The sequence below is a fragment of the Leisingera sp. JC11 genome (assembly GCF_040704725.1).
Classification (GTDB): Bacteria; Pseudomonadota; Alphaproteobacteria; order Rhodobacterales; family Rhodobacteraceae; genus Leisingera.
This window is the reverse complement of record NZ_JBFCVS010000008.1, coordinates 1-25553: the sequence shown is the minus strand read 5'-3', so window position 1 is coordinate 25553 and position 25553 is coordinate 1. Positions and strand designations below refer to the sequence as shown.

Below are 25553 nucleotides of genomic sequence, written 5' to 3'. Positions count from 1 at the left end.
CGAAGGTCAAGGCGGGGAATTCCGCTGCAGCGGCGGTAAAAGGCACCACCCGTTGCATAGGGGGTGCACAGGGGGTGTACGCATGTCACCCCAGGTTTCAGGCACGAAAAGGGGCGCCCCGAGGGGCGCCCTTTCGGTAACGGATGTGCGGCAGATCAGCCGCCCAGTTTCTTGGCGACCAGTTCGTTCACCGCCTTGGGGTTGGCCTTGCCGCCGGTGGCTTTCATCACCTGGCCGACAAACCAGCCTGCCAGCTTCGGGTTCACCTTGGCCTTCTCCACCTGCGCCGGGTTGGCGGCGATGATCTCATCCAGGGCGGTCTCGATGGCGCCGGTGTCGGTCACCTGCTTCATGCCGCGCTCCTCGACGATCTGCGCCGGGTCGCCGCCTTCGGTATAGACGATCTCGAACAGGTCCTTGGCGATCTTGCCGGAAATCGCGTCCGAGGAAATCAAGTCAATGATGCCGCCCAGCTGGGCAGGGGAGACCGGGGATTCGGTGATCGCGTGGTCTTCTTTCTTGAGGCGCCCGAACAGTTCGTTGATCACCCAGTTGGCGGCCAGCTTGCCGCTGCGGCCCTTGGCGGTTTCCTCAAAGAAAGCTGCCGATTCCACATCCGCGGTCAGCACCGAGGCGTCATAGTCGGAAAGGCCGAAGTCATTGATGAAGCGTGCCTTTTTCTCGTCCGGCAACTCCGGCAGGTTGGCGGCGATGTCATCGACCCAGGCCTGCTCGATTTCCAGCGGCAGCAGATCCGGGTCGGGGAAATAGCGGTAGTCATGCGCCTCTTCCTTGGAGCGCATGGAGCGGGTCTCGCCCTTGTCCGGATCATAGAGGCGGGTTTCCTGCACGATCTCGCCGCCAGCCTCGAGGATGGCGATCTGGCGGCGCGCCTCGACCTCGATGGCTTGCTGGATGAAGCGCATGGAGTTCATGTTCTTGATTTCGCAGCGGGTGCCGAGGTGGCTGAAGTCCTGGGTTTCCTGGTACTTCTCGTACTGGCCCGGCAGGCAGACCGAGACGTTCACGTCGGCACGCAGGTTGCCGTTCTGCATGTTGCCGTCGCAGGTGCCCAGGTACTGCATGATCTGGCGCAGCTTGGCGATATAGGCCGCCGCTTCCTCCGGCCCGCGGATGTCGGGGCGGGAGACGATCTCCATCAGGCAGACGCCGGTGCGGTTCAGGTCGACAAAGGACATGTGCGGGTCCATGTCGTGGATCGACTTGCCCGCGTCCTGCTCCATGTGGATGCGCTCGATCCGCACGGTGCGCGCGGTGCCGTCGCCCAGTTCCACCAGCACTTCGCCTTCGCCCACAATGGGGTGATAAAGCTGGGAAATCTGGTAGCCCTGCGGCAGGTCGGGGTAGAAGTAGTTCTTGCGGTCAAAGGCGGACCACAGGTTGATGTCGGCCTTCAGGCCCAGGCCGGTGCGCACGGCCTGCTCGACGCAGAACTCGTTGATCACCGGCAGCATGCCGGGCATTGCCGCGTCCACGAAGGCCACATTGGAGTTCGGCTCGGCGCCGAACTTGGTTGAAGCGCCGGAGAACAGCTTGGCGTTGGAGCTGACCTGGGCGTGTACCTCCATGCCGATGACCAGTTCCCAGTCATGCTTGGCGCCAGCGATCACCTTGGGCTTGGGGAGTTCATATGTCAGGTCGAGCATGGTTTTCCGCCGTATCCGAATGTCCAATGTTGGCAAGCGTTCTAGGCCAGTGCGGCAAGGGGGGCAAGAGCCGCAAGGATGGGAAACAGCGGCCAAGGGGCGGAATATGGAAAGTTGCATCCAGATGGTGAAGCGGGCACCGGACAGCGGCGGCTCCGAAGAGCCGCCGCGGCGTGCAGTCAGGCGGTGGCCAGCTGCCTGCTGCTGCGGCGCAGGGCGCCCAGGGAGAACAGCTGGAAGGCAATGAACACCGGTACGAAGTATTCCGGGAACAGGGCCAGAGGATAGGCGTTGATGATGTTGGGGTTGTCAAAGGCCATCAGCTGCAGGGCCCCTGCCGAGGTTGCGATGCCAAGGCTGACCGCCACTGCGAAATCCAGCAAGCCGATGTAGCTGGCGCGGCGGACCAGGGACTCGGCGTTTGCATCGCCGCGGTTCAGTGCGCGCATCGCCTGGATCGCCGCGATGCCCGCCAGAATGTCGCCAATGCCCGCGGGCAGCGCGAATTGCCAGGGCAGGTCCCCCATCAGCCAGCCGATCAGAAACACGCCGCCCATCAGCCGGAGGCTTTGAATGCTGATAAGATGCGCGTGGCTGAGGCCGTCCAGGATGGCCCGGCCCGTGACCGTCAGGCGGCCCATGGCCCAGAGAAGCACGGCCCCGCCGATAAGCGGCATCAGTGCGTAAGGCGGATCGGTGATCTCCAGGGGCGGCATGAGAATGCCGGCTTTGGCCAGGATTGTGACCAGCGGATACCACAGCCCGAGCACGGCGGCGGTGACGGCGACACCTGCCGCCGCTTGCTTCAGCGGCAGGCCCGACTTGAAAGCGCCGATGCTGACAAGGCCGATTGCAAAGGCTGGCAGGATGACCGCGAAGGTCTGAACGTAAACGGCGGCGAGAGATTCGAACATCTTCCTTACTCCTACTGGACTGGCTGCGTGTTAGTCCTGTTGTGATAGTAACTACCAAATAAGTAGTAACTTCACATTTGCAAGCTGGATGCCTAAATTACTCTCATGAGCCAGCAGCCACGAGAAAATTGCCCGGTTCTGCGGGCGTCGAATGTCATGGGGGACCAATGGGTCCTTCTGATCCTGCGCGAGTTTTTTCTGGAGGGTCCGCGCCGGTTCCAGGATTTGCAGGACGTTTTGAAGATCTCCCCGAACACCCTGTCAGGACGGTTGCGCAGGCTGGAGGAAAACGGCGTGCTGGAGCGGCAGGCCTATTCGCAGAACCCGCCGCGGTGGGAATACCGTCTGACCAGAAGCGGCGAGGCGCTGGCCCCGGTCATGAATGCGATCCGCGCTTGGGGGGAGGCGCATACCCCGGATCTGCCGGACGCGCCCTGACACCGCTGGCGGGCGGCCGCCGGACACGCATTGAGCCCTTGGCGCGGCGCGGGCAGGCAGCTAGAACTGGCAGCCCGAGCAGAATTTCAGGAGGCCGCCTTGGACACATCCGCCCGCATCAGCCAGACCATTGCCACGGAAATTGGCGCCGCTGCCAAGCAGGTGAGCGCCGCCGTTGCGCTGCTGGACGAAGGCGCCACCGTGCCCTTTGTCGCCCGCTACCGGAAAGAGGCGACCGGCGGGCTGGACGACACCCAACTGCGGACACTGTCGGAGCGGCTGGCGTACTTGCGGGAGCTGGAAGCGCGCCGTGCGGCCATCCTCGAGTCGATCAAGGGGCAGGACAAGCTGACCGACGATTTGGCGGCTTCGATCGTCAAGGCGGAGACCAAGGCGCAGCTGGAGGATATCTATCTGCCCTACAAGCCGAAGCGGCGCACCAAGGCGATGATTGCCCGCGAAAACGGGCTGGAGCCGCTGGCGGATGCTATCCTCGCGGACCGCAGCGCCGACCCTGAAAAGCTGGCGGAAGGCTATATGACCGAGGCCGTAGCCACGGTGAAGGACGCGCTGAACGGCGCGCGCGATATCCTGACCGAGCGGCTGACCGAAAACGCCAACCTGCTGGGCCGCCTGCGGGAGTTCCTGCAGCGGGAGGCGGTGCTGACCGCCAAGGTGGTCGAGGGCAAGGAACAGGAGGGCGCCAAGTTCTCCGATTACTTCGCCCATTCCGAGCGCTGGGCAGATGTGCCCTCGCACCGGGCGCTGGCGATGCTCCGCGGCTCCAACGAGGGCGTGCTGACGCTGGATGTGGGGCCGGAGCCGGAAGAGGGCGTGGCCCGGGCGGAAGGAATGGTCGCGGCGGAGCTGGGCGCGGGCGGCCACGGCCCTGGCGACAAGTGGCTGCGCAAGGTGGCGGGCTGGACCTGGCGGGTGAAGCTGTCGCTGTCGATGATGCTGGAACTGATGGGTGATCTGCGCGGGCGGGCGCAAGAGGACGCCATCCAGGTTTTTGCCCGCAACCTCAAGGACCTGCTGTTTGCAGCTCCGGCCGGTGCGCGGCCGACCCTCGGGCTGGACCCGGGCATTCGCACCGGTGTCAAGGCGGCGGTGGTTGATGCAACCGGGAAACTGGTGGCCACGGAAACCCTGTACCCGTTCCAGCCGAAGAACGATCTGCGCGGGGCGCAGGTGTCGATTGTGAAGCTGATCGCCGAACACGGGGTGGAGCTGATCGCCATCGGCAACGGCACCGCCAGCCGCGAGACCGAGCGGATGGTGGCGGAGGTGCTGAAACATCTGCCTGCCAAGATCAAGGCGCCGACCAAGGTGGTGGTGTCTGAAGCCGGCGCCTCGGTCTATTCGGCCTCCGAGCTGGCAGCGCGGGAGTTCCCGGATCTGGATGTGAGCTTGCGCGGGGCGGTGTCGATTGCCCGGCGCCTGCAGGATCCGCTGGCGGAGCTGGTGAAGATCGAGCCCAAGAGCATCGGCGTTGGCCAGTACCAGCATGACGTGGACCAGCATAAGCTCTCGAAATCGCTGGAAGCGGTGATCGAGGATGTGGTGAACGCCGTTGGCGTCGACCTCAACATGGCGTCGGCGCCGCTGCTCTCTCATGTCTCGGGCCTTGGCCCCGGGCTGGCAGAGGCGATTGTGGCGCATCGGGACATGAACGGTGCGTTCGCCTCGCGCAAGGAGCTGCTGAAGGTCGCCCGGCTGGGGCCCAAGGCGTTTGAGCAATGCGCGGGCTTCCTGCGCATCCGCGACGGCAAGGAGCCGCTGGATGCATCCTCGGTCCACCCCGAAAGCTATGATGTGGCGCGCAAGATCGTGGCTGCCTGCGGGCGGGATATCCGCCAGATCATGGGCGACGGCGCGGCGCTGAAAGGCCTGCGAGCGGAGGAGTTCGTGGGCGGTGACGTCGGCCTGCCCACCGTGCGCGACATCTTTCAGGAACTGGAAAAGCCGGGCCGCGACCCGCGCCCGTCCTTTGTGACGGCCTCCTTCAAGGACGGAGTAGAGGAGATCACCGACCTGAAGCCCGGCATGGTTCTGGAGGGCACGGTGACCAATGTTGCGGCCTTTGGCGCCTTTGTGGATATCGGCGTGCATCAGGACGGGCTGGTGCATGTGAGCCAGCTGGCTGACCGCTTCGTGAAGGACCCGCATGAGGTGGTGAAGACCGGCCAGGTGGTGAAGGTGACGGTGACTGAGGTCGATGTGCCGCGCAAGCGGATCGGGCTGACCATGAAGAAGGACGGCGGCGCCTCTGCCAAGGAGGACCGCAATGCGCGCGGGTCCTCCAGGGGCGCAGTCCCGCGCCGCGGCGGCAAGCCGGGCAGTCCTCAGGGGGGGAAGGGCAAAATGCCTGCTGGACCAAAGGGCGGTCAGCCCAGGGATCAGGGCACCGGCGCGCTGGGCGCGGCCCTGATGGACGCCTTCAAGAAGAAATGAGGAAACGGGGCCTTGGCCCCGTTTTTCATGTTCGCAGCGTGGTTACGCGGGGCTGAATTCCAGCCCTTGTTCGGTAAAGGCCACCTTCTGCCCGCCTTCGATCTCCTCCCGGAACTGGGTGGCGATGGCCGTCAGCGCCCCAGCGTGGCCGCGGGCGGCAAAGCGGCTGACAGACCGGATGCGGGCGCTGTTGTCGAAGCCTTCTTCTGCATGGGCCCAGACCAGCGGGTGCAGTTCCGTCAGGTGGTCGCGGATCAGCCAGTTTGCGGCCTCGGCGATCTTCAGCCGGGGCGCGCCGGCCTGCGGGTCCTGGCTCATCCCCTTGGGCAGGGCAACGGTGCAATAGGCCGTCAGTAGGTTGATCATCTCCTGCGACGGGTTGGCCTGCACAATGTCGCGGAGCCCGTCCAGGAAGAAGCGGGTGTCGACGCGGGCGCAGGCCTGATCATCGATGGTGATGGCGTCGAAGTAGACCCATGTATAGCCGCCCGCGCCCCAGGCGGCTTCGGTGCGCGCGGCGGTGCGGCGGGCCTCCAGCTCCAGCGCGGCATAGGAACCGGAGCTGCGCGGCAGCATCTGGGTGCCGAGCGCGCGCATGTGGCGATGGTTCGCGGGCGCCAGATCAATCAACGCGCTGTAGGCGTCTGCCACCTGCATGGTTCCGCCGCGGTGCCCGGCAAAGAGCGCGCATTTCGCGGCCAGCAGGAACGGGCTGTTCCGGCTGGCCTCTGCAATCGGGTCCAGCAGGGCAGCAGCGCGGTCGAAGTGGGCGGCGCAGCGGCGCAGGTTCGGCTGCGGCGTGTCCTGTCCGTCTGTGCCGCGCCAGGCCCAGCCGATGTCGATATGGGCCAGCGCGACCAGAGCCGTCAGATAAGGATCGTGGCGGTTCTCTGCGCGCAGCGCCTCAAATGCCATCAGGCCGCGGATCAGGGCGCGGCTGTCTGCGTTTTCGTTCTCGGACAGGGCGTGTTCGGTGGCTGTCACCACATCGGCGCGGGCGCCATAGGCGATGAGATCGGCCAGCGGCATCCCGCAGCGGGCAGCGGCCCGGGTTTCGTCAGCCTCGCGGATCTGCCGGGACAGGTCCTCCCAGCGTTCCTGCCGGGCCAGGAACTGGCCGCGGTCCTGCGCTTCGATGCATTCCGGGTCGCCGTGTTCGCTGCGGACCGGAATGGACAGGCTGTCTTCCAGGCTCCGGGCCAGAAACTGTTCGGCAGGGGCCGGGGAGGGGGCTGGAGACTGGCGCGCAGCGGGCCGGGACCGGCTGGAAACCAGGCCTGAAATCCGGGACAGAAGATCCCGTGCCTGTCGAGACTGTGTAAGCATTTGTGCTTCCTGATACGTGGCAGCTTATCGTTGTTCACAGTTTCGTCAGGCAATGGGGCGCAAAGATGGCGGCACTGAGGAAGTTAACGCCTGCAGGCGGTTAATCGCGCAAGCCTGTTTAAAATCCGAATTGGAATTGGCGGGGTTTTGACGGGCGGGCTCAGAACGCAGTGAAGTGGTGGCGTTCCGTGCGGATACCGCGCAACTGAAATTCCGCGTCAGCCTCGGCATGCGGCGGGGTGGCCTCTTGCGGCAGGCGGATTCGTTTGCCGCTCTTCAGGATCAGCGTGGCGCGCACAGAAAAGTCCCAGCGGGTGTCGAACCGCACCCGGTCTATCTCGTCCAGCTGGGCCTGTCCGGTCAGCTTGCCGGTGAACCATTCGATGCGGTTCCGGGAAATCTTCAGCCCGGACAACGGGTTGCGGATCAGGTCGGCGATGGCGGGCAGAACGGGCAGGGCCAGCAGGATCACCAGCCACAGGGCCGCATCCAGCAGTTGCCACAGCACCAGAAGCGCCGCCAGCCAGCCGCCTGCCGCCATGATGGCGGTGGCAGAGCGGCCCCGGCGGGAGAAGCTGTAGTCCTCCGCCGGGGCTGGTGTGCCGGGGGCCTCAGGCATCCAGGATCCGGGTGACCATTTCATTGGTGTCGCGGCTGAGGCCTTCGGTGCCTGCAATCCGGCTGAGCTGGGCGCGGATCAGCGACTGGCGGCCCGCGTCATAGCGCTTCCAGGTCTGGAAAGCCGCGCACATGCGGGCGGTGGTCTGCGGGTTCAGCTTGTCCAGCGCAATCAGGTTGTCCGCCAGCAGCTGGTAGCCCTCGCCGCTGGCATGGTGGAAGCCCGCATGGTTGCCCGCCAGCGCGCCAAAGACGGCGCGGAAGCGGTTGGGGTTCTTCATGTCAAACAGCGCGTGCTGAGTGAGGGCCTTTGCGGTGGCGGCGGTCTTTTCCGGCGCGGCGCAGGCGATCTGCAGGGCAAACCATTTGTCCATCACCAGCCGGTCGTCCTGCCATTGGTCAAAGAAGGCCCGGCTTTGGACCTCGCCCTTCTCAGCCTTCAACAGCGCGGCGAGGGCGGCATACTGCTGGGTCATGTTGTCCGCGGCAGCGTACTGGCGCGCGGCCTGGTCGCCGCCGTCGAGCCGGGTCAGCAGCGACAGGATGCGGCCGTTGAGGGCGCGCTTGCCGGCACTTTCAGCATCCGGGGAGTAGAGGCCTTCGACCGTCGTGGCCGCGTAAAGCCGGGGCAGGCTGGTTTCCAGCTGCTGCGCCAGGGTCTGGGTGAAGGTCTCAGCCGCGTCGTAGATCTTCTGCGGATCGGGGGTATAGCCGCGCTCATGCAGGGTCTGGGCGATGTCGGACTGGCTGGGCGGCGACAGCACCAGCGCCCGGAACGCCGGGTCCTGATCATCGTCGCGCACCAGTTTTTCCAGCGCGTCCAGATAGGCCGCATCAGGCGCAGCCCCGTCCAGCACCATGGCCACGCGGGTTTCCTTGGCCAGCGCGTTGCCGGCCTCCCATCGGTTGAACGGGTCGGTATCATGGGCCAGCAGGAAGGCGCGTTCGGCGTTGGTTGTCTCGCGCTCCAGGATCACCGGGGCGGAGAATTCACGCAGGATCGAGGGCACAGGTTTTGAGGCGAGGCCCTCGAAGGTGAAGCTCTGCTTGGCTTCTGTCAGTTCCAGTACCTCAGTCGCGCGGACTTCGTCGCCGTTGGGCGACAACAGGCCCACCGCCATCGGGATCACCCGCGGTGCCTTGTCGGGCTGGCCGGGCGTCGGAGGCGTCGATTGCTCGAATGTCAGGGTATAGGTGCCGCCGGCATAGTCCTCGGAGACCTTGACCCGCGGGGTGCCGGCCTGGCTGTACCACAGTTTGAACTGCTGGAGGTCGCGCCCGGTGGCGTCCTCGAACACCTTCAGCCAGTCCTCGATGGTGCAGGCCTGGCCGTCGTGGCGTTCGAAATAGAGCTTCAGCGCCTTGTAGTAGTTCTCATCCCCCACCAGCCGCTTCAGCATGCCGATCACCTCGGCGCCTTTTTCATAGACGGTGGCGGTGTAGAAGTTGTTGATCTCCTGGAACTGCTCCGGGCGCGGCGGATGGGCGAGGGGGCCGTTGTCCTCCGGGAACTGGCGGGCGCGGAGCGTAATTACGTCGTCGATCCGCTTCACCGGTTCCGAGCGCATGTCGGCGGTGAACTGGGCGTCGCGGAAGACGGTCAGGCCTTCCTTCAGGCAGAGCTGGAACCAGTCACGGCAGGTGATGCGGTTGCCGGTCCAGTTGTGGAAATACTCATGCGCGATGATTGCCTCGATGCGTTCGAAATTGGCATCTGTGGAGGTCTCGGGCGATGCCAGAACGCAGGAGGAGTTGAAAATGTTCAGCCCTTTGTTCTCCATCGCGCCCATGTTGAAGTCGTCGACGGCGACAATATTGAACAGCTCCAGGTCGTATTCGAGGCCATAGACGTCCTCGTCCCATTTCATCGACTTCTTCAGCGCTTCCATGCCGAAGGCGCATTTGCCCTCATCACCCGGGCGGACCCAGATATTCAGCTCCACCTCCTTGCCGGATTTGGTGGTGAAGCTGCCCGGGTGGTTCACCAGATCGCCCGCCACCAGCGCAAACAGATAGGCCGGTTTCGGCCAGGGATCGTGCCACTCGGCCCAGCCTTCGCCCGCGCCCGCGGGGTTGCCGTTTGACAGCATCACCGGCTCGTCGCCCTCGATCCGCACGGTGAAGGTGGACATCACGTCAGGCCGGTCGGGGTAATAGGTGATCTTGCGGAAGCCCTCGGCCTCGCACTGGGTGCAGTACATCCGGTTGGACATGTAGAGCCCCTCCAGCGCGGTATTGCCGGCCGGGTTGATCTCCACCTCGGCTTCCCAGGTGAAGGGGGCGCTGGGCACATCGCATTTCAGGCCGCCCTCGATTAGCTCCGGTGTCACGGTCTCGCCGTCGATCTTGGCCGAGATCAGCTGCAAATCCTCGCCGTGCAGGAAGAAGGTCTTGTCTGCCGCGTCCGGTTTCGGGGCAAAGCGGATTTTGCTCAGGACGCGGGTGGTTTCCGGCGTCAGGCGGAAGGTCAGGTGAACGCTTTCGACGTCGAACCCGAAGGGGGTGTAGTCTTTCAGGTAGAAGGTCTGGGGCGTGTCCTTGGCCATTCTCGTTCTCCTCTGCACTGCTTTGTTCAGGTGTAGAGGATGCGGGCGCGACTGCAAGCGGATTGGCGGCAGAATTGCGGGTTCAGAAAAATCCGCAGCACTTTCTTGAAAATCAAGAAATTGAGTTCGGTTTCATCGATGGGGTGTTTTGTTGCTGATCGGAAACTTCTGCCCTAGTTAGATGTCAGCATACAGTGGTGTACCGCCGGAAGGAGCAAGTCATGAGCCGCGTCGAAAAACAGGGAATTCAGGTTGCGCCGGAGCTGGCGGAGTTCATCGAGAAGCAGGCGCTGCCGGGCACCGGAATCGAGGCCGAGGCATTCTGGAAGGGCCTGGCGGAACTGGTGAACGGCTTTGGCTCGGAAAACCGCGCGCTGCTGGCCAAGCGGGAAGAGATCCAGGCCAAGATCGACGCTTGGCACATCGCCAACCGCGACAAGCCGCACGACCACGAGGCCTATAAGGCGTTCCTGAGCGATATTGGTTATCTGCTGCCGGAAGGCGGCGATTTCGAGATCGAAACGCAGAATGTGGACCCCGAGATCGCATCGGTGCCCGGCCCGCAGCTGGTGGTGCCGATCACCAACGCGCGCTACGCGCTGAACGCGGCGAATGCGCGCTGGGGCAGCCTTTATGACGGGTTTTATGGCACTGACGCGATGGGCACCCCGGCCCCCAAGGGCGGCTATGACAAGGGCCGCGGTGCGCGGGTTGTGGCGCGGGCGCGGGTGTTCCTGGACGAGGCATTCCCGATTGACGGGGCCAGCCATGCGGACGTGCGCCGGTATCACGTGCAGGACGGTCAGCTGCTGGTTGACGACCTGCCGCTGGCGCAGCCGGAGAAATTCGCAGGCTATCGCGGCAACCCCAAGGCGCCGGAATCCGTGCTGCTGCGCAACAACGGGCTGCATGTGGAGCTTGTGTTCGACCGCGCCCATGCGATCGGCGCCCGCGATCAGGCGGGCCTGGCCGATGTGCGGCTGGAAAGCGCGATGTCGGCGATCATGGACTGCGAGGACTCGGTCGCCTGCGTCGATGCCGAGGACAAGGTGCTGGCCTATTCCAACTGGCTGGGCCTGATGAAGGGCGACCTGGAGGCCAACCTGGAGAAGGGCGGCAAGACCATCACCCGCCGCCTGAACCCGGATTTCGGCTATACCGCGCCGGACGGCTCTGCCATGTCGGTGAAGGGCCGCGCCCTGTTGTGGGTGCGCAATGTGGGCCATCTGATGACCAACCCGGCGGTGCTGGATCAGGACGGCAATGAGGCATACGAGGGCCTGCTGGATGCGCTCATCACCGTGATGATCGCCAAACACGACCTGAAGCGCGACGGCGGCAACTCCGCCCACGGCTCGGTCTATGTGGTGAAGCCCAAGATGCACGGGCCGGAGGAGGTCGCCTTTACCGACCGGATCTTCGATAGGGTCGAGGACATCCTGGGCCTGCCGCGCCACACCGTGAAGATCGGCATCATGGACGAGGAACGCCGCACCTCGGTGAACCTCAAGGAATGCATCCGCGCCGCCAAGCACCGGGTGGCCTTCATCAACACCGGCTTCCTGGACCGCACCGGCGACGAGATCCATACTTCGATGGAGGCGGGACCGTTCTCCCGCAAGGATTTCATCAAGCGCAAGGCCTGGATCGGCGCCTATGAGAACCTGAATGTGGATATCGGCCTAGAATGCGGCCTGTCCGGCAAGGCGCAGATCGGCAAGGGCATGTGGGCGATGCCCGACATGATGGCGGCGATGCTGGAGCAGAAGATCGAACACCCTAAATCCGGCGCCAACTGCGCCTGGGTGCCGAGCCCGACCGCTGCAACGCTGCACGCGCTGCATTACCACAAGGTGGATGTGCTGGCGGTGCAGGCCAAGCTGAAAGAGGTCGGCCGCCGCGCCCATGTGGACGGCATCCTGGAAATCCCGCTGGCGACCTACCGCAAGTGGACCCCGCGCCAGATTGCCCGCGAAGTGGACAACAACGCGCAAGGCATCCTGGGCTATGTGGTACGCTGGGTTGACCAGGGGGTGGGATGCTCCAAAGTGCCGGACATCAACGACGTCGGCCTGATGGAGGACCGCGCCACCTGCCGGATTTCCGCCCAGCACATCGCCAATTGGCTGCACCATGGCGTTGTTTCCGAGGAGGAGGTGATGGGCTCTCTGCGCAAGATGGCAAAGGTGGTGGATGAGCAGAACCGCGGCGACAATACTTACCGCCCGATGGCGCCGGGCTATGACACCATTGCCTTCAAGGCGGCCTGCGATCTGGTGTTCAAGGGCCGGGTGCAGCCGTCGGGCTATACCGAGCCGGTACTGCACGCCCGCCGCCTGGAGCTGAAGGCCCGGGAAGCCGCAGGCTGACCGCGGCAAACTGACCGGATGAAACAGTTTCCCCGCAGAAAGGGGTAGTCAAAGGGGGTCTTTTGGCCTCCTTTTCTGTTCCGTAACGTCACGCGAACGGAAGGGGCAGGACCCATGGCTGATATTTCACTGGAACAGGCACGCACCATTATTCGGGTGGCCTTGGAGAAAGGACGCGAACTGAACCTGAAGCCGCTGTCGGTGGTGGTGCTGGATGCGGGCGGCCATGTGCAGGCGTTCGAGCGCGAGGACGGAGCCGCGCCGGGCCGTTTCCCGATTGCGCATGGCAAGGCCTACGGCTCAGTGATGCTGGGAATGGCGGGCAGCGCCCAGATGGCGCGGGCAGAGGCGCAGGCCTATTTCATGGCAGCGGTGAATGGCGTTTACGGCGGCCAGGTGGTCCCGGTGCCGGGCGGCGTGCTGGTGCGCGGCGCGGAGGGTGCGGTGATCGGCGCGGTCGGCGTGACCGGCGATACCTCCGACAATGATGCCATTGCAGCCCTTGCCGGCATCGAGGCCGCTGGCCTGCAAGGCGAAATCTGAAAAGAAGCCCCTCCCGTGGGGGCGGGAGGGGCTGCTCTTTGAGCGGAAGTTCTGCCCTGATCCCAGGGCTGAGGGGGGCTCCGCTCCTAGGGCAGGATGACGGTGTCGATCACATGGATGACGCCGTTTGCGGTTTCGATATCCGCAGTGGTGACCGTGGCGTCATTGACCTTGACACCGCCGTTCATGGACACCGTGATCTCCTTGCCCATCACGGTTTCCGCTTTCATCCCGTCGCTGAGATCCGACGACATCACCTTGCCCGGCACCACGTGGTAGGTGAGAATCTGGGTCAGCTGCTCGCGGTTTTCCGGCTTGAGCAGGTTTTCAACCGTGCCTTCGGGCAGGGCGGCGAAGGCTTCGTCGGTGGGAGCGAACACCGTGAACGGCCCGTCGCCCTTGAGCGTGCCCACCAGGTCCGCGGCGGTCAGGGCTGCGGCCAGGGTTTCAAAGCTGCCGGCCTCAACCGCAGTGTCGACGATGTCCTTGGATGCGGCAGGAGCGGTTGCCGGCAGGGCCAGGCCGATGGCGATCGCGAGGGCTGTCAGGGAAGGGCGGTTAAACATCTTGGAAAATCCTCTTGTCACTGGCAGGAGCAGAAAGCCCCTTGGTGAATGCAGCGTTTCATGCAAAACTTTTGCATACAGTGCACATTTACGTGATGTGCATGATTTTTGCATGAAGTTAAAAATGAGGGCGTAAGTTTGCTCTGGAGGTGAAACCGTGAACCGGACAGCGCTGTCAGACACCCTGCAGGACGGGCTGGAAGCCTACCGAATCGGCCCCAAAGTGCGGGCCTTGCGCCTGGCCAAGGACATGGGGCTGGCGCAGCTGGGGGAACATACCGGCCTGTCGGCGGCCATGCTGTCGCGGATTGAGCGCGGGCAGGTGTTCCCGACCTTGGCGACGCTGCTCCGGATTGCCCTGGTGTTCGGCGTCGGGCTGGATCATTTCTTCGGACCCGGAGAGGAAGAGCCGGTGTTCGAAGTGGTGCGGGCCAGCGACCGGCTGAAACTGGGGGATAAGACGGACGGGCCGGTGTCCTATTTGTTTGAAAGCCTGGACTTCCCGGTCGCGAAAAGCCGGTTTCAGGCATATCTGGCGGAGTTTTCGGCAACAGCGGTGCAAAGCAAGCCGCACAGCCACGAGGGTGCCGAGATGCTCTATGTCATCGAGGGCAGCCTGCAACTGGCCATTCATGGAAGGACGGAAGTGCTGCAGAAGGGGGACTCGGTCTACTTCGATGCGGGTTTCGAACACAGCTACCGGGCTGCAGACGGCCAAAGATGCAAGGTGATCGCCGTCGTGTCCGGCAGCAATCCAGCAGGCCGGGAGGGCGGCTGAGCCGGGGCCTGTGCACATGTGAACAATCTGTTGCGCCGCTGGCGCTGTTGAACCCTGGCAGTGGCAGAGCTAGGTTTTCTTTAGGACATGGACATACAGGCGGATCATGGCGCGACCCAAAGTAGGCATTATCGGCAATTCCTATCTGCTGAACGATCAGTATCCCGTGCATGCGGGCGGGACGATGAATTCGGAGGCCATTGCCGAGGTCGCAGGCTGCATGCCGCTGATGATCCCGTCGGACCCGCGCTTTGTCACCGTTGAGGAACTGCTGAACACATTCGACGGCTTCCTGCTGACCGGCGGGCGGCCCAATGTGCACCCCAACGAATACGGCGAGGCCGAGACCGAGGCGCATGGCGCCTTTGACCGGGCCCGCGACGCCATCACCCTGCCGCTGATCCGCGCCTGCGTGGAGCGCGGCCAGCCGTTCCTGGGCATCTGCCGCGGTTTTCAGGAGGTGAATGTGGCAATGGGCGGCACGCTGCATCCGGAAATCCGCGACCTGCCGGGCCGGATGAACCACCGGATGCCGCCGGATGGCACGCTGGAGGAGAAATTCGCGCTGCGCCATACGGTCAAATTCAACTCCGGCGGCGTGTTCCACCGTCTTTTCGGCGCCGAGGAAGTGATGACCAACACGCTGCACGGCCAGGGCATCAAGCGCCCCGGCGCGCGGGTGGTGATCGACGGCCACGCGCCCGATGGCACGCCGGAGGCGGTCTACATCAAGGATGCGCCGGGCTTCACCCTGTCGGTGCAATGGCATCCGGAATGGGAAGCAGCCGCAGACCCGGTGTCTCGGCCGCTGTTCGAAGCCTTCGGCACGGCCGTCCGGGCCTGGGCACAAGGCGGTCCGCAGGCCGGTTTGCAAAAGTCAGCCTGAAGACCGCAGCCGCCGTTCGGCAGGGACCAGGCCTGGCGGCGTTACCGGATAAGTGTTCTGGCGTAGGCTTCGAGCTGCTCCGCAACTGTGCCCCAGCCATCGTAGAAGCCCATCTTCTCATGTGTTTCCCGCGCCTCCGCGGACCTGTGGCGGGCAATTGCGGTATAGGTTGTGCCGCCTTTTCCGTCATCCTCAAACAGCACCATCGCGGTCATGAACGGGTCCGGCGCGGGCTTCCATCCTTCGCTGTAGGTGTCTGTGAAGACAAGTTTTCTCTGGTCGATGATCTCCAGGAAGACACCGGTGTTCTGCATTTCGTTGCCTTCGACCTCAAAGGTCGTGTTGAACCGGCCGCCAACCCGCAGGTCGATGTCGCAGGCCGTCACCTTGTGCGGCTTGGGGATGAAAAACTGCATGATGTGCTTGGGCGTGGTCCAGCATTCCCACAGGAGCGGCACCGGCGCCGCCAGGCTGCGGGTGAAGCTGAGGTCAGTCTTCGGGTCCAGGTCCATGTTCGCGTTCCTTCATGAGTTGCATTACATAGTCGTCCAATTGCTCCAGCCGCTTTTCCCAGACAGCCTTCTGCACATCCAGCCAGTTGCGGGCGGGGCGCATTGCGTCCGGCAGAAGTGAGCAGGTCCGGACGCGCCCGGACTTGGCAGTTTCTATCAGGCCGGCGTCCTCAAGCTTCTTCAGGTGGCCCAGAAAGGAAGGCAGCGCCATATCATGCGGGGCGGCAAGTTCGCTCACGCTGGCGGGGCCGCGCGCCAGCCACGACAGGATTGCGCGCCGGGTCGGGTCGCCAAGCGCAGTGAACAGGAGGTCGAGGTCCGGGTCATGCTTAGCCATGTGCCTAAGTATTGCCTGCGCGCAGCCTTGGTCAAGAAAAACTTAGGCAATCAGCTATCTTTTGGCCGGACCTGGCGCCCGGAACGGTTGCGGCCCGCGCAAAGGCGGGCCGCAACTGCTGCTTGGTGAGTGGAAACGGGTCAGATGAGCAGATCGAAATCATGCATCAGCGGCAGCCGCCGCGCGCGCTTACCGGTGAGGTCGAACAGCGCGTTTGCCAGGGCCGGGGCGGCCGGCGGGGTGCCGGGTTCGCCCGCGCCGCTGATATGGGTCTGCTCTTCCAGAATGCGCACCTCCACTTGCGGCATGGTGTGCATGCGGATGGCGTCGTAATCGGGGAAGTTGCCTTGCTCGGCGGCACCTTCGGCAAAGGTGATTTCTCCGAACATCGCCGCTGACAGCCCATAGGCCATGCCGCCGAACATCTGTGCTTCCAGGTTCTGCGGGTCGAGCGCAACCCCCAGGTCGGCGGCGATCCAGGCCTTCCTGAGGCGGATCAGCCCGTCTTCCTCTGCCACCTCGATCACCTGGGCGACCGGGGTGCCGAAGCTGTAGGTCATGGCGACGCCCCGGCCCACGCCGTCAGGCGTCTTGCCGGTCCAGCCGGACATCTCCTTGACCGCTTCCAGAACCTTGGCCGCGGGCGCCCATTCCTGGCGGGTGAGGGCCAGGCGGAACTCCAGCGGGTCGGCGCCGGCTGCATGGGCCATCTCGTCCAGGAAGCTTTCCATGAAGAACCCGTTGAAGGAGGCCCCGACCGACCGCCAGGCGCCAATCGGGACCTGCAGCTCGGCTGCATGGCCGCGGATGCGGAAGTTGGGGATGCCGTAGGGCTGGTTGAAGGCCCCGTCGACCAGCGTTGTGTCCGGGCCGGCGGGGGTCATGCCGAACCAGCGGTTCATCAGTTGCGGGGTCAGCGCCTGGCTGGCGATCTGGCCGTCCAGCAGGACCGCGCTGCCGTCCTTCACCGCGCCCCGCATCCGGGCCATGGCGCCGGGGCGGTAGAAGTCATGGGTCATGTCCTCTTCCCGGCTCCAGGTGAGCTGCACCGGGGTGCCCCGCATCTGCCGCGCCAGCTTGGCGGCGTAGACTGAGAAATCCATCTCGCCGCGCCGCCCGAAGCCGCCGCCCATCAGCGGGGTGTTCACCTCGACCTGTTCGGGGTCGATCCCCAACGCATCGGCGCAATGGTTGCGGGTGAGAAGCGGCCCCTGATTACCGCTCCAGAGCTGCAGTTTGCCGCCGTCGTACAGCGCGGTGGCATTGAGCGGCTCCATCGTCGCGTGGGCAAGGAAGGGTACCTCGTATTCGGCGGTCACTTCCTGCGCGCCCTGGGGAAGCGCCGAGACATCGCCATCATCGCGCAGGGTAGAGTTCGGCTCGGCGTCAAAGGCGGCACGGATGGCGTCCTGGATTTCCGTTTGTGTCTCCGGAATGGGCGCGGGGTCCCAGTCTGCCACTACTGCCTCGGCGGCTTGGATCGCGAGCCATGTGTTGTTTGCAACCACGGCAAAGGCATTGCCCAGGTCCACAACTTTCTCAACGCCCGGCATCTGCAGCGCATCGCTTGCGTCAAAGCCGTTCATGGCGCCGCCAAGGTGCGGGTTGGCCTTGAGGGCTGCGAATTTCATCCCCGGCAGGCGCACGTCGATACCGAACTCTGCGGTGCCGGTGGCCTTGCCGGGCATATCCACACGCGGCTGCGCCTTGCCCAGCAGTTTCCACTCGCTGCGGTGGCGCAGCTGGGCCTCGACCGGTTCCAGCTCGGCGGCCTCAGAAGCCAGATCGGTATAAGCAATCTCAATGTTGCCGGGCGCAATCACCTTGCCGTCCTTGGTCGACAGCTGGCTGGCGGAAATACCCAGCCGGTTGGCCGCGGCCAGCTTCAGTGTTTCCCGGGCAGAGGCGCCCGCCGCCCGCATCCGCTCATACCCGTCCTTCATCGAGGAGGAGCCGCCGGTCACCTGCATGTCCATCAGCTTGCCCGCATGGCCAAGCGCCTCGCCCAGCGAATGCATGAAGCGGGACTTGTCGTAGCCCTTGGAGGGGATCACCTCCCCCAGCAGGGCAGAGTTGTAATAGGCCGTGGCGGCAGGCCCGTGGATGACCTCCACCTGATCCAGCGTCACGTCCAGTTCCTCGGCGATCAGCGCGGCCCAGGTGGTGTGCACGCCCTGGCCCATTTCGGCGCGCGGGGCGATCAGGGTGATCTTCTGGTCCGAGATCATCACAAACGGGTTGAAGGCCGCTTCGCCTTCTGCCGGTTTCAGCGGGTTCGGGGCCGGACGGCTGACGTAATAGGCGCCAAAGGCGACCCCGCCAACGATGGCGGCGGACCCGATCAGGAAGGAGCGGCGGGCGATTTTCTTGAAGCTGGCCATGACTTACGCCTCCTGGATCTTCTTGGCGGCGGAATGGATGGCGGCACGGATGCGCGGGTAGGTGCCGCAGCGGCACAGGTTGCCTTGCATCGCCTCGTCAATCTCCGCGTCCGAGGGGGCCGGGTTCTCTGCCAAGAGGCTGGCTGCCTGCATGATCTGGCCGGACTGGCAATAGCCGCATTGGGCCACCTGGTGCTCCACCCAGGCCTGCTGGATTGCTGCCATCGCGTCTGGCGTGCCCAGGCCCTCAATCGTGGTTACTTCGCCCCAGACATCCGAAAGCGCCACCTGGCAGGAGCGCACCGCCTCGCCGTCGATATGGACGGTGCAGGCGCCGCAGGCGGCCACGCCGCAGCCGAACTTGGTGCCGGTGAGGCCGACCTCGTCCCGCAGAACCCAGAGGAGGGGCACATCATCAGGCAGATCCACCTGATGGGTTTTTCCATTGATGCGCAGGTCTGTTGGCATGGCGGGGCTCCCTTGCTGTGCTTCTGACAAAAATAACGAGTTTTGTCAGGGTGTCAATTGACATTTTTTACAAACAATGTCAGAAGCGGAAATATGAACATGGCAGGCATTGATCCGAAACAGCAGGCAATCCTTGAGGCCGCCTGGGCGGCGTTCTCAACTTACGGGTTCCGCAAGACCTCGATGGATGACATCGCCAAGGGGGCGGGTATGTCGCGGCCCGCGCTCTATCTGCATTTCAAGAACAAGGAAGCGATCTTCCGGGCGCTGGTGGCCGCCTATTACGGCACTGCGGCTGCCGGGGTGCGGGCCGCGCTGGCGGAACCGGGGCCGCTGCCGGAGCGGCTGCTGGCGGCCTTTGAAGGCCAGGCCGGGGAGGGCGTGCAAATGATGATGTCCTCGCCGCACGGGATGGAGTTGTTCGAGATCACCAAGAGTGTCGCAGGCGAAGTGATCGCAGAGGGCGAAGCCGCCCTGAGCGGCATCTATGCCGATTGGCTGCAGAAGGAGGCCCAGGCAGGCCGGGCGGTTCTGAGCGGCGATGCCGCAGAAGTCGCCCGCACCATCTGCGCCTCCCTGAAAGGGATCAAGCAAACGGCCGGCGACTATGCCGAGTATCAAACCGGGGTGCGCCAGCTGGCGGCCCTGGCCGGGGCCGGACTGACGCCCCGGTGATGAGCGGGCCGTCAGTGCGGCCCGTCAACTATTTCAGAGCTCGGTGCGCAGGTGCCAGAGCTCGGGGAACAGCTCCACCTCCAGCATCCGTTTCAGATAGCTGACGCCGCCGGTGCCGCCGGTGCCGCGCTTGAAGCCGATGACGCGCTCCACCGTGGTCACATGGTTGAAGCGCCAGCGGCGGAAGTAATCCTCGAAATCCACCAGTTTCTCGGCCAGCTCATACAGCTCCCAGTGGGCCTCGGTGTCGCGGTAGACCTCGGTCCAGGCGGCCTGCACCGCCTCATGCGGCTTATAGGCTTCCGACACATCCCGGTTCACCACCTCATCGGGCAGCGCAAAGCTCTGCCCCAGCGCCTTCAGCGCCACATCATAAAGCGACGGCTGCGCCAGTTCCGCCTCCAGCAGCGCCAGAATGTCCGGGCGGTGGGCATGCGGGCGCAGCATCGCCTTGTTGCGGTTGCCCAGCATGAATTCGATCTGCCGGTACTGGTGCGACTGGAAGCCTGAGCTTTGGCCCAGCTCGTCCCGGAACGCGGTGTAATCCGAGGGGGTCATGGTGCGCAGCACGTCCCAGGCAGAATTGAGCTGCTCGAAGATGCGCGCCACCCGCGCCAGCATCTTGAAGGCCTGCCGCGCCTGGCCGCCCAGCAGCCGTTCGCGGGCGGCGCTGATTTCGTGAATGGCCAGCCGCATCCACAGCTCAGAGGTCTGGTGCTGGATGATGAACAGCATTTCGTCATGGGTATTGGTCCATGTCTTCTGCGCGTTCAGCAGCATGTCGAGCGACAGGTAATCGCCATAGGACATGCGCCCGTCAAAGGACATCTGGGCGCCGTCGTCGGCGGGATCGTAGGGTTGGGTCATCGGAGTCGTTCCTTTTCCTAAGTGTAGCATAAGTCAGGGAAAGGAAGCCGTCCTCCGGTTCAGGGTGCCGCATTGGGCCAGGCGGCGCCACAGCGCAACCCAGCCCGCCGGGCGGCAGAGAGGAATGTGGTATGCTCGGCGCAGGCGCATCAGGTGACCGCGTGGCGGACCATGTATTCCGGCCGGTCCCACAGGGCGTTTGTCATGACATCTGCAATGATCTCGACCGCGGTGCGCACGTCGCCCTCGTCAATATACAGCGGGGTGAAGCCGAACCGCATGATATCCGGCGCCCGGAAATCGCCGATCACGCCGCGGGCAATCAGCGCCTGCATCGCGGCATAGCCCTCGTCGAACTTGAACGACACCTGGCTGCCGCGGAAGGCCGGATCGCGCGGCGAGGCTAGCTCCAGCTGCGGGCAGCTCTTCTCAACTTCGGCGATGAACAGGTCGCACAGCGCGATGGACTTGGCGCGCACGGAGTTCATGTCGGCCTTGTCCCAGATATCCATCGCCGCCTCCAGCGCGGTCAGCTGCAGGATCGGCGGGGTGCCGACGCGCATCCGGTCGATGCCGCTGCCGGGCCGGTAGTCGAGGTCGAAGGCAAAGGGCGCCTCATGCCCCAGCCAGCCCGACAGGGCGGGGCGGGCGGTCTCCGCGTGGCGCGGCGAAACATAGATGAAGGCCGGCGCGCCGGGGCCGCCATTGAGGTATTTATACGTGCAGCCCACCGCAAAATCCGCCTTGCACCCGGCCAGATCCACCGGAATGGCGCCCGCGGAATGGGCCAGGTCCCAGACCGTCAGCACGCCATGGGCGTGGGCCTTCTCGGTCAGCGCCTTCATGTCGTGCTTGCGGCCGGTGCGGTAGTCCACCTCGGTGATCATCAGCACCGCGATGTCCTCGGTGATGGCGTCCTCGACCGCCTCCGGGTCGACGACCCGCAGCTCATAGTCCGGCCCCAGCGACTTCAGCAGCCCGTCTGCCATATACAGGTCGGTGGGGAAGTTGCCGTTGTCCGACAGCACCACCTTGCGGCCCGGATTCAGCTCCAGCGCCGAGGCCACCGCCTGGTAAACCTTGATCGACAGCGTGTCACCCATCACCACATGGCCGGGCTCCGCCCCGATCAGCCGCCCGATCCGGTCCCCCAGCGACTTGGGCTTGTCCATCCAGCCGGCCTTGTTCCAGCCGGTGATCAGCATCTGGCCCCATTCGTCCTGCATCATCGCCCCGACGCGCTCCCTGGCTGCGCGGGGCAGGGGGCCCAGCGAGTTGCCGTCCAGGTAGATCACCCCTTCGGGCAGGTCGAACATCGCCTTGGTTGCGGCAAAATCGGTCATGGAGGGCCTCGCGTCTGATGGGTATTTTAAGCTTGAAGCTTTTCCGGTTTGCTACCGCATCCTGGCCGTTCTGTCCAGTGCCTAGCCGCCTGCCGGCTGGGGATCCGGTATTCCGGACTCGGCGCGCTTCTTCTTCGAAAGCTTCGCAGTCACCATCTGATAGGACAGGGTGATCTGTTCCTTCAGCTCCGCATCCGTCAGGCCGTTGTCGTCAAACTGCTGCAGCCATTTCATGCCCCGCGACGCCAAATAGGGCGCCGGGCGGACCCCGGGGCGCTCCTGCAGCACTTCATAGGCAATCTCTCCGGCCTTGAAGGTGAAGGCGTCCCTGCCATCGGCCCAGCCGCAAACCGCAAACAGCTTGCCGCCCGCCTTCCAGACGTCAGAATTGCCCCATTGCACCACATGCTCCGCCGCCGGGAAGGTGGCGCAGAACGCATTGAAAGCCTTGCGGTCCATCACATCTGCCCGCCCGAGATTTCGATGCATTGGCCGTTCACTGACCCGGATCCCGGCCCGCACAGCCACAAGGCGGCGGCGGCCACTTCCTCCGGCTCGATCAGCCGCTTGTGGCGGTTGGCGTTGACCATCACGTCCAGCGCCTCCACCGCGCTCAGGCCTGCGCGCTGGGCGATCGAGGTGATGTTGCGCTCGACAATCGGGGTGTCGACATAACCGGGGCACAGCGCGTTGAAGGTGAACGGCGTGCCCAGGTAATCCTCGCTCAGCGCGCGGGTCAGGCCAACCAGCCCGTGTTTGCTGGCCGTGTAGCAGGCGCCGCCCTTCAGCCCGCGCAGGCCCGCGATGGAGGACACGGTGATCACCCGCCCCCAATCGGTCTCCCGCATCGACTTGAAACACTCCCGGATTGTCAGGAAGGCCCCGTCCAGGTTGGTCGCCATCATGTTGCGCCAGAACTCCATCGAGGTCTTGTGCAGCGCTGCTCCCTCAGCAACGCCGGCATTGGCAACGCAGATCTGAATGGGGCCGCGGGCCGCCACTGCTGCGTCCGCCTTGGCCGCCACGTCCTCTTCGTCGCGCACATCCATTGCCAGCGGATGCAGCCCATCCGCTGCAACCTCCTCCAGCATTTCCTGCCTGCGTCCGGTAATGGTAACCTGCGCGCCCTCGGCAGCCAGAGCCCGGGCAATCGCCAGTCCGATCCCGGTGCCGCCGCCGGTGACCAGCGCGTGTTTGCCTTGCAATGCCATGAAATCCAGCCTCCCTGTTTTGCGGATCAGCCTAACCGGGCGGCGGCAGCTGGCAACCCCGCCGTGCCGTCACGCTGCCCCCCGGGGGCGGGAGTGCATGTCCCGGCGGCACAGCCCGGTGCAACAGCGGGCCGCCAGCCGCTCAGTACACAAAGAAATACATAGGCTTCCGGAAGAAACTATGCAGGATCATGCCGCATGCGGGAACGGATTCGCCGTTTTCGCGGCATGTGGGGCAAATTGTCCTTTTCTTTCAATCCCGGCCAAAGCGGGCTGGACGAGCAGGCCGGATAAGGGAAGGTTGCCCGCGATGCGTGTTGTTTCAGACAGAATACTGCAAGAGGGCAGGGCGTGATGCGGTGGCTGGACGTGCCGCCCCTGTGGCTTGCGGGATTTGCCGCGGCGGCCTGGCTGCAGCCGGCGCATTTTGCCTTCGGGCTATCCTTCGGCGGGGCCTGGGCGGAATTCCTGGCGGGCATTCTGGTGGGCGGCGGCATCCTGCTGGCGCTGCTGGCAATCACTGAAATGCGGCGCCAGAAAACCACCGTGATCCCGCACCAGACGCCCAGCCGCCTGGTGCAATCGGGGATCTTCAGCCGCACCCGCAACCCGATCTACCTGGGCGACGTGCTGATCCTGGCAGGCCTCATCCTGTGGTTCGATGCGGTGCTGTCTCTGCCGCTGATCCCGGTGTTCCTCTGGGTGCTGGAAAAACGCTTTGTCATTCCGGAGGAAGACAGGATGCGCCGGACGTTCCGCGCCGACTGGGCGCGCTACGAGCAGAAGGTGCGCCGCTGGATGTGACGTCAATGCGGCATTGCGGCATGACTTCGCGGCATTGCGGCAAAATCCTTGCGCAATAATCTTGCGCGATGTAGAGAAAATCATTGTGATCCGTACCCAGGCGTTGCTGGCACGGGCAAGACGAGGGGGACCAAGAAGGTGAAAATAGGTACACCAAAAGAAACTTTTCCCGGCGAGAACCGGGTTGCGATGACGCCGGAGTCTGCGGCGCAGCTGCAGAAGCTGGGCTACGATTGCGCGATCGAGGCCGGGGCCGGGGCTGCGGCGGGGTTTTCCGATGCGGCTTATGAGGCCGCGGGGGTGGAGATCATCAAGACCCCGGCGGCGCTGTGGAAGGCCTGCGACATCGTCGCCAAGGTGCGCCAGCCGGACGCCACCGAGCTGAAGCGGCTGACCAAGGGCAAGACGCTGATTTCCTTCTTCAACCCGGCCGGCAATGAAGAAGGCATGGAATTGGCCAAGTCGAAGAAGGCCAATGTCATCGCCATGGAAATGGTGCCGCGGATCTCCCGCGCGCAGAAGATGGACGCGCTCAGCTCGATGGCCAATATCGCGGGCTACCGCGCCGTCATCGAGGCGGGCAACAACTTCGGCCGCTTCTTCACCGGCCAGATCACTGCCGCGGGCAAGGTGCCCCCGGCAAAGGTCCTGGTGGTCGGCGCCGGGGTGGCGGGGCTTGCCGCCATCGGCACCTCGACCTCGCTTGGCGCTGTCACCTATGCCTTCGACGTGCGGCCCGAAGTGGCCGAGCAGGTGGAATCGATGGGCGCCGAGTTCGTCTATCTCGACTTCGAGGAGGAGCAGCAGGACGGCGCCGCCACCGGCGGCTATGCGGCGGTCTCCTCGCCCGAGTTCCGCGAAGCGCAGCTCGCCAAATTCCGCGAGCTGGCGCCGGAGATGGACATCGTCATCACCACCGCGCTGATCCCCAACCGCGAGGCGCCCAAGCTGTGGCTCGCCGACATGGTGGCGGCGATGAAGCCGGGCTCGGTGATCGTCGACCTGGCCGCCGAGCGCGGCGGCAATGTGGAAGGCACCGTCAAGGACGAGAAAGTCGTCACGGACAACGGCGTCACCATCATCGGCTACACGGATTTCCCGTCCCGGATGGCGGCGCAGTCCTCGTCGCTTTATGCCACCAACATCCGCCACATGATGGCCGACCTCACGCCGGAAAAGGACGGCCAGGTCAACCACGACATGGAGGACGACGTGATCCGCGGCGCGACCGTCACGTTTGAGGGCGAGATCACCTTCCCGCCGCCGCCGCCCAAGGTGCAGGCGATTGCGGCCAAGCCCAAGGAAACGGTGCCGGAACTGACCCCGGAGGAAAAACGCGCCAAGGAAATCGAAGCCTTCAAGGCGCAGACCAAGAGCCAGGTCACGATGCTGGCGGGCGGCGGCGCGCTCTTGCTGCTGGTGGGCCTCTTTGCGCCGGTGAGCTTCATGCAGCATTTCATCGTCTTTGCGCTGGCCTGCTTCGTCGGCTTCCAGGTGATCTGGGGCGTTGCCCACTCGCTGCACACGCCGCTGATGGCGGTCACCAACGCGATCTCCTCGATCATCATCCTGGGCGCGCTGATGCAGATCGGCTCCGGCAGCTTCCTGGTGATCCTGCTGGCGGCGCTCAGCGTCTTCATGGCCGGGATCAACATCTTCGGCGGCTTCCTCGTCACCCGGCGCATGCTCGCCATGTTCCAGAAATCTTAAGGAGGCCGGGCACATGGATTACGGTTTCACCACCGCCGCCTATGTTGTTGCGGCTGTTCTTTTCATCCTCAGCCTCGGCGGGCTTTCGAACCAGGAAAGCGCCAAACGCGCGGTCTGGTACGGCATCGCCGGCATGGGTC

At 64.4% G+C, this 25553-nt stretch carries 23 protein-coding genes; 9 read left to right on the top strand and 14 right to left on the bottom strand.

Going from position 1 to position 25553, the window contains the following annotated elements; translation table 11 throughout:
- Positions 1-155: 155 nt before the first annotated feature.
- Together gatB and AB1A62_RS10630 are read right to left on the bottom strand one after the other, a co-directional pair.
- Positions 156-1667, bottom strand: coding sequence for an Asp-tRNA(Asn)/Glu-tRNA(Gln) amidotransferase subunit GatB (gene gatB, locus AB1A62_RS10635; RefSeq protein WP_366661471.1), 1512 nt, complete (start codon positions 1665-1667; stop codon positions 156-158).
- Between the two features lie 179 nt (positions 1668-1846).
- Positions 1847-2581 (bottom strand): hypothetical protein, encoded by a 735-nt coding sequence (locus tag AB1A62_RS10630; protein ID WP_366661470.1) that lies wholly within the window; start codon positions 2579-2581, stop codon positions 1847-1849.
- 105 nt (positions 2582-2686) lie between these two features.
- Between AB1A62_RS10630 and AB1A62_RS10625 the strand changes: the two genes are divergently transcribed.
- Positions 2687-3019, top strand: coding sequence for a helix-turn-helix domain-containing protein (locus AB1A62_RS10625; protein ID WP_366661469.1), 333 nt, complete (start codon positions 2687-2689; stop codon positions 3017-3019).
- A gap of 99 nt (positions 3020-3118) precedes the next feature.
- Positions 3119-5473, top strand: a complete 2355-nt coding sequence (locus tag AB1A62_RS10620; RefSeq protein ID WP_366661468.1) for a Tex family protein — start codon at positions 3119-3121, stop codon at positions 5471-5473.
- 42 nt (positions 5474-5515) lie between these two features.
- Here AB1A62_RS10620 and AB1A62_RS10615 read toward each other — a convergent pair whose 3' ends face one another.
- The 3 genes from AB1A62_RS10615 to pepN all read right to left on the bottom strand — a co-directional run bounded on the left by AB1A62_RS10615 (position 5516) and on the right by pepN (position 9963).
- Positions 5516-6799, bottom strand: coding sequence for a hypothetical protein (locus AB1A62_RS10615; RefSeq protein WP_366661467.1), 1284 nt, complete (start codon positions 6797-6799; stop codon positions 5516-5518).
- 160 nt (positions 6800-6959) lie between these two features.
- Positions 6960-7418, bottom strand: coding sequence for a hypothetical protein (locus AB1A62_RS10610; protein WP_366661466.1), 459 nt, complete (start codon positions 7416-7418; stop codon positions 6960-6962).
- On the bottom strand, positions 7411-9963 hold the full coding sequence (gene pepN / locus AB1A62_RS10605; protein WP_366661465.1) for an aminopeptidase N: 2553 nt from the start codon (positions 9961-9963) through the stop codon (positions 7411-7413). Before pepN ends, AB1A62_RS10610 begins: the two co-directional genes overlap by 8 nt.
- 221 nt (positions 9964-10184) lie before the next feature.
- Here pepN and AB1A62_RS10600 point away from each other — a divergent pair, with 221 nt between their 5' ends.
- Both AB1A62_RS10600 and AB1A62_RS10595 read left to right on the top strand, forming a co-directional pair.
- Complete coding sequence (locus AB1A62_RS10600) at positions 10185-12332, top strand: malate synthase G (RefSeq protein ID WP_366661464.1); 2148 nt, start codon at positions 10185-10187, stop codon at positions 12330-12332.
- 114 nt (positions 12333-12446) lie between these two features.
- On the top strand, positions 12447-12875 hold the full coding sequence (locus AB1A62_RS10595) for a heme-binding protein (protein WP_366661463.1): 429 nt from the start codon (positions 12447-12449) through the stop codon (positions 12873-12875).
- A gap of 86 nt (positions 12876-12961) precedes the next feature.
- Here AB1A62_RS10595 and AB1A62_RS10590 read toward each other — a convergent pair whose 3' ends face one another.
- Positions 12962-13441: a fasciclin domain-containing protein gene (locus tag AB1A62_RS10590; protein ID WP_366661462.1), complete on the bottom strand. Its 480-nt coding sequence runs from the start codon at positions 13439-13441 to the stop codon at positions 12962-12964.
- Between the two features lie 157 nt (positions 13442-13598).
- On the opposite strand from AB1A62_RS10590, the gene AB1A62_RS10585 reads away from it, so the two are divergent.
- Both AB1A62_RS10585 and AB1A62_RS10580 read left to right on the top strand, forming a co-directional pair.
- Positions 13599-14219: a cupin domain-containing protein gene (locus tag AB1A62_RS10585; protein ID WP_366661461.1), complete on the top strand. Its 621-nt coding sequence runs from the start codon at positions 13599-13601 to the stop codon at positions 14217-14219.
- 106 nt (positions 14220-14325) lie between these two features.
- Positions 14326-15105, top strand: coding sequence for a gamma-glutamyl-gamma-aminobutyrate hydrolase family protein (locus AB1A62_RS10580; protein WP_366661460.1), 780 nt, complete (start codon positions 14326-14328; stop codon positions 15103-15105).
- Between the two features lie 41 nt (positions 15106-15146).
- On the opposite strand, the gene AB1A62_RS10575 is transcribed toward AB1A62_RS10580, so the two are convergent.
- The 4 genes from AB1A62_RS10575 to AB1A62_RS10560 form a co-directional block, all read right to left on the bottom strand.
- Positions 15147-15617 (bottom strand): SRPBCC family protein, encoded by a 471-nt coding sequence (locus AB1A62_RS10575; RefSeq protein WP_366661459.1) that lies wholly within the window; start codon positions 15615-15617, stop codon positions 15147-15149.
- Positions 15595-15954: a metalloregulator ArsR/SmtB family transcription factor gene (locus AB1A62_RS10570; protein WP_366661458.1), complete on the bottom strand. Its 360-nt coding sequence runs from the start codon at positions 15952-15954 to the stop codon at positions 15595-15597. The genes AB1A62_RS10575 and AB1A62_RS10570 overlap by 23 nt, the downstream gene beginning before the upstream one ends.
- A 140-nt stretch (positions 15955-16094) precedes the next feature.
- Complete coding sequence (locus AB1A62_RS10565) at positions 16095-18335, bottom strand: molybdopterin cofactor-binding domain-containing protein (protein ID WP_366661457.1); 2241 nt, start codon at positions 18333-18335, stop codon at positions 16095-16097.
- 3 nt (positions 18336-18338) lie between these two features.
- Positions 18339-18803 (bottom strand): (2Fe-2S)-binding protein, encoded by a 465-nt coding sequence (locus AB1A62_RS10560; protein ID WP_366661456.1) that lies wholly within the window; start codon positions 18801-18803, stop codon positions 18339-18341.
- Positions 18804-18896: 93 nt separating this feature from the next.
- Between AB1A62_RS10560 and AB1A62_RS10555 the strand changes: the two genes are divergently transcribed.
- Complete coding sequence (locus AB1A62_RS10555; protein WP_366661455.1) at positions 18897-19478, top strand: helix-turn-helix domain-containing protein; 582 nt, start codon at positions 18897-18899, stop codon at positions 19476-19478.
- Between the two features lie 33 nt (positions 19479-19511).
- On the opposite strand, the gene kynA is transcribed toward AB1A62_RS10555, so the two are convergent.
- The 4 genes from kynA to AB1A62_RS10535 form a co-directional block, all read right to left on the bottom strand.
- Complete coding sequence (gene kynA, locus AB1A62_RS10550) at positions 19512-20345, bottom strand: tryptophan 2,3-dioxygenase (RefSeq protein ID WP_366661454.1); 834 nt, start codon at positions 20343-20345, stop codon at positions 19512-19514.
- A 149-nt stretch (positions 20346-20494) separates the two neighbouring features.
- Positions 20495-21688, bottom strand: coding sequence for a kynureninase (kynU, locus tag AB1A62_RS10545; protein ID WP_366661453.1), 1194 nt, complete (start codon positions 21686-21688; stop codon positions 20495-20497).
- An 81-nt stretch (positions 21689-21769) separates the two neighbouring features.
- A complete protein-coding gene (locus tag AB1A62_RS10540; protein WP_366661452.1) occupies positions 21770-22147 on the bottom strand; it encodes an MmcQ/YjbR family DNA-binding protein in 378 nt (125 codons plus the stop codon).
- Positions 22147-22899: an SDR family oxidoreductase gene (locus tag AB1A62_RS10535; RefSeq protein WP_366661451.1), complete on the bottom strand. Its 753-nt coding sequence runs from the start codon at positions 22897-22899 to the stop codon at positions 22147-22149. Before AB1A62_RS10535 ends, AB1A62_RS10540 begins: the two co-directional genes overlap by 1 nt.
- A 354-nt stretch (positions 22900-23253) precedes the next feature.
- Here AB1A62_RS10535 and AB1A62_RS10530 point away from each other — a divergent pair, with 354 nt between their 5' ends.
- Positions 23254-23703, top strand: a complete 450-nt coding sequence (locus AB1A62_RS10530; protein ID WP_366661450.1) for an isoprenylcysteine carboxylmethyltransferase family protein — start codon at positions 23254-23256, stop codon at positions 23701-23703.
- Between the two features lie 138 nt (positions 23704-23841).
- The gene (locus AB1A62_RS10525) at positions 23842-25413 is read left to right on the top strand and encodes a Re/Si-specific NAD(P)(+) transhydrogenase subunit alpha (RefSeq protein ID WP_366661449.1); all 1572 of its coding nucleotides are present in this window, start codon (positions 23842-23844) and stop codon (positions 25411-25413) included.
- Positions 25414-25553: the final 140 nt, after the last annotated feature.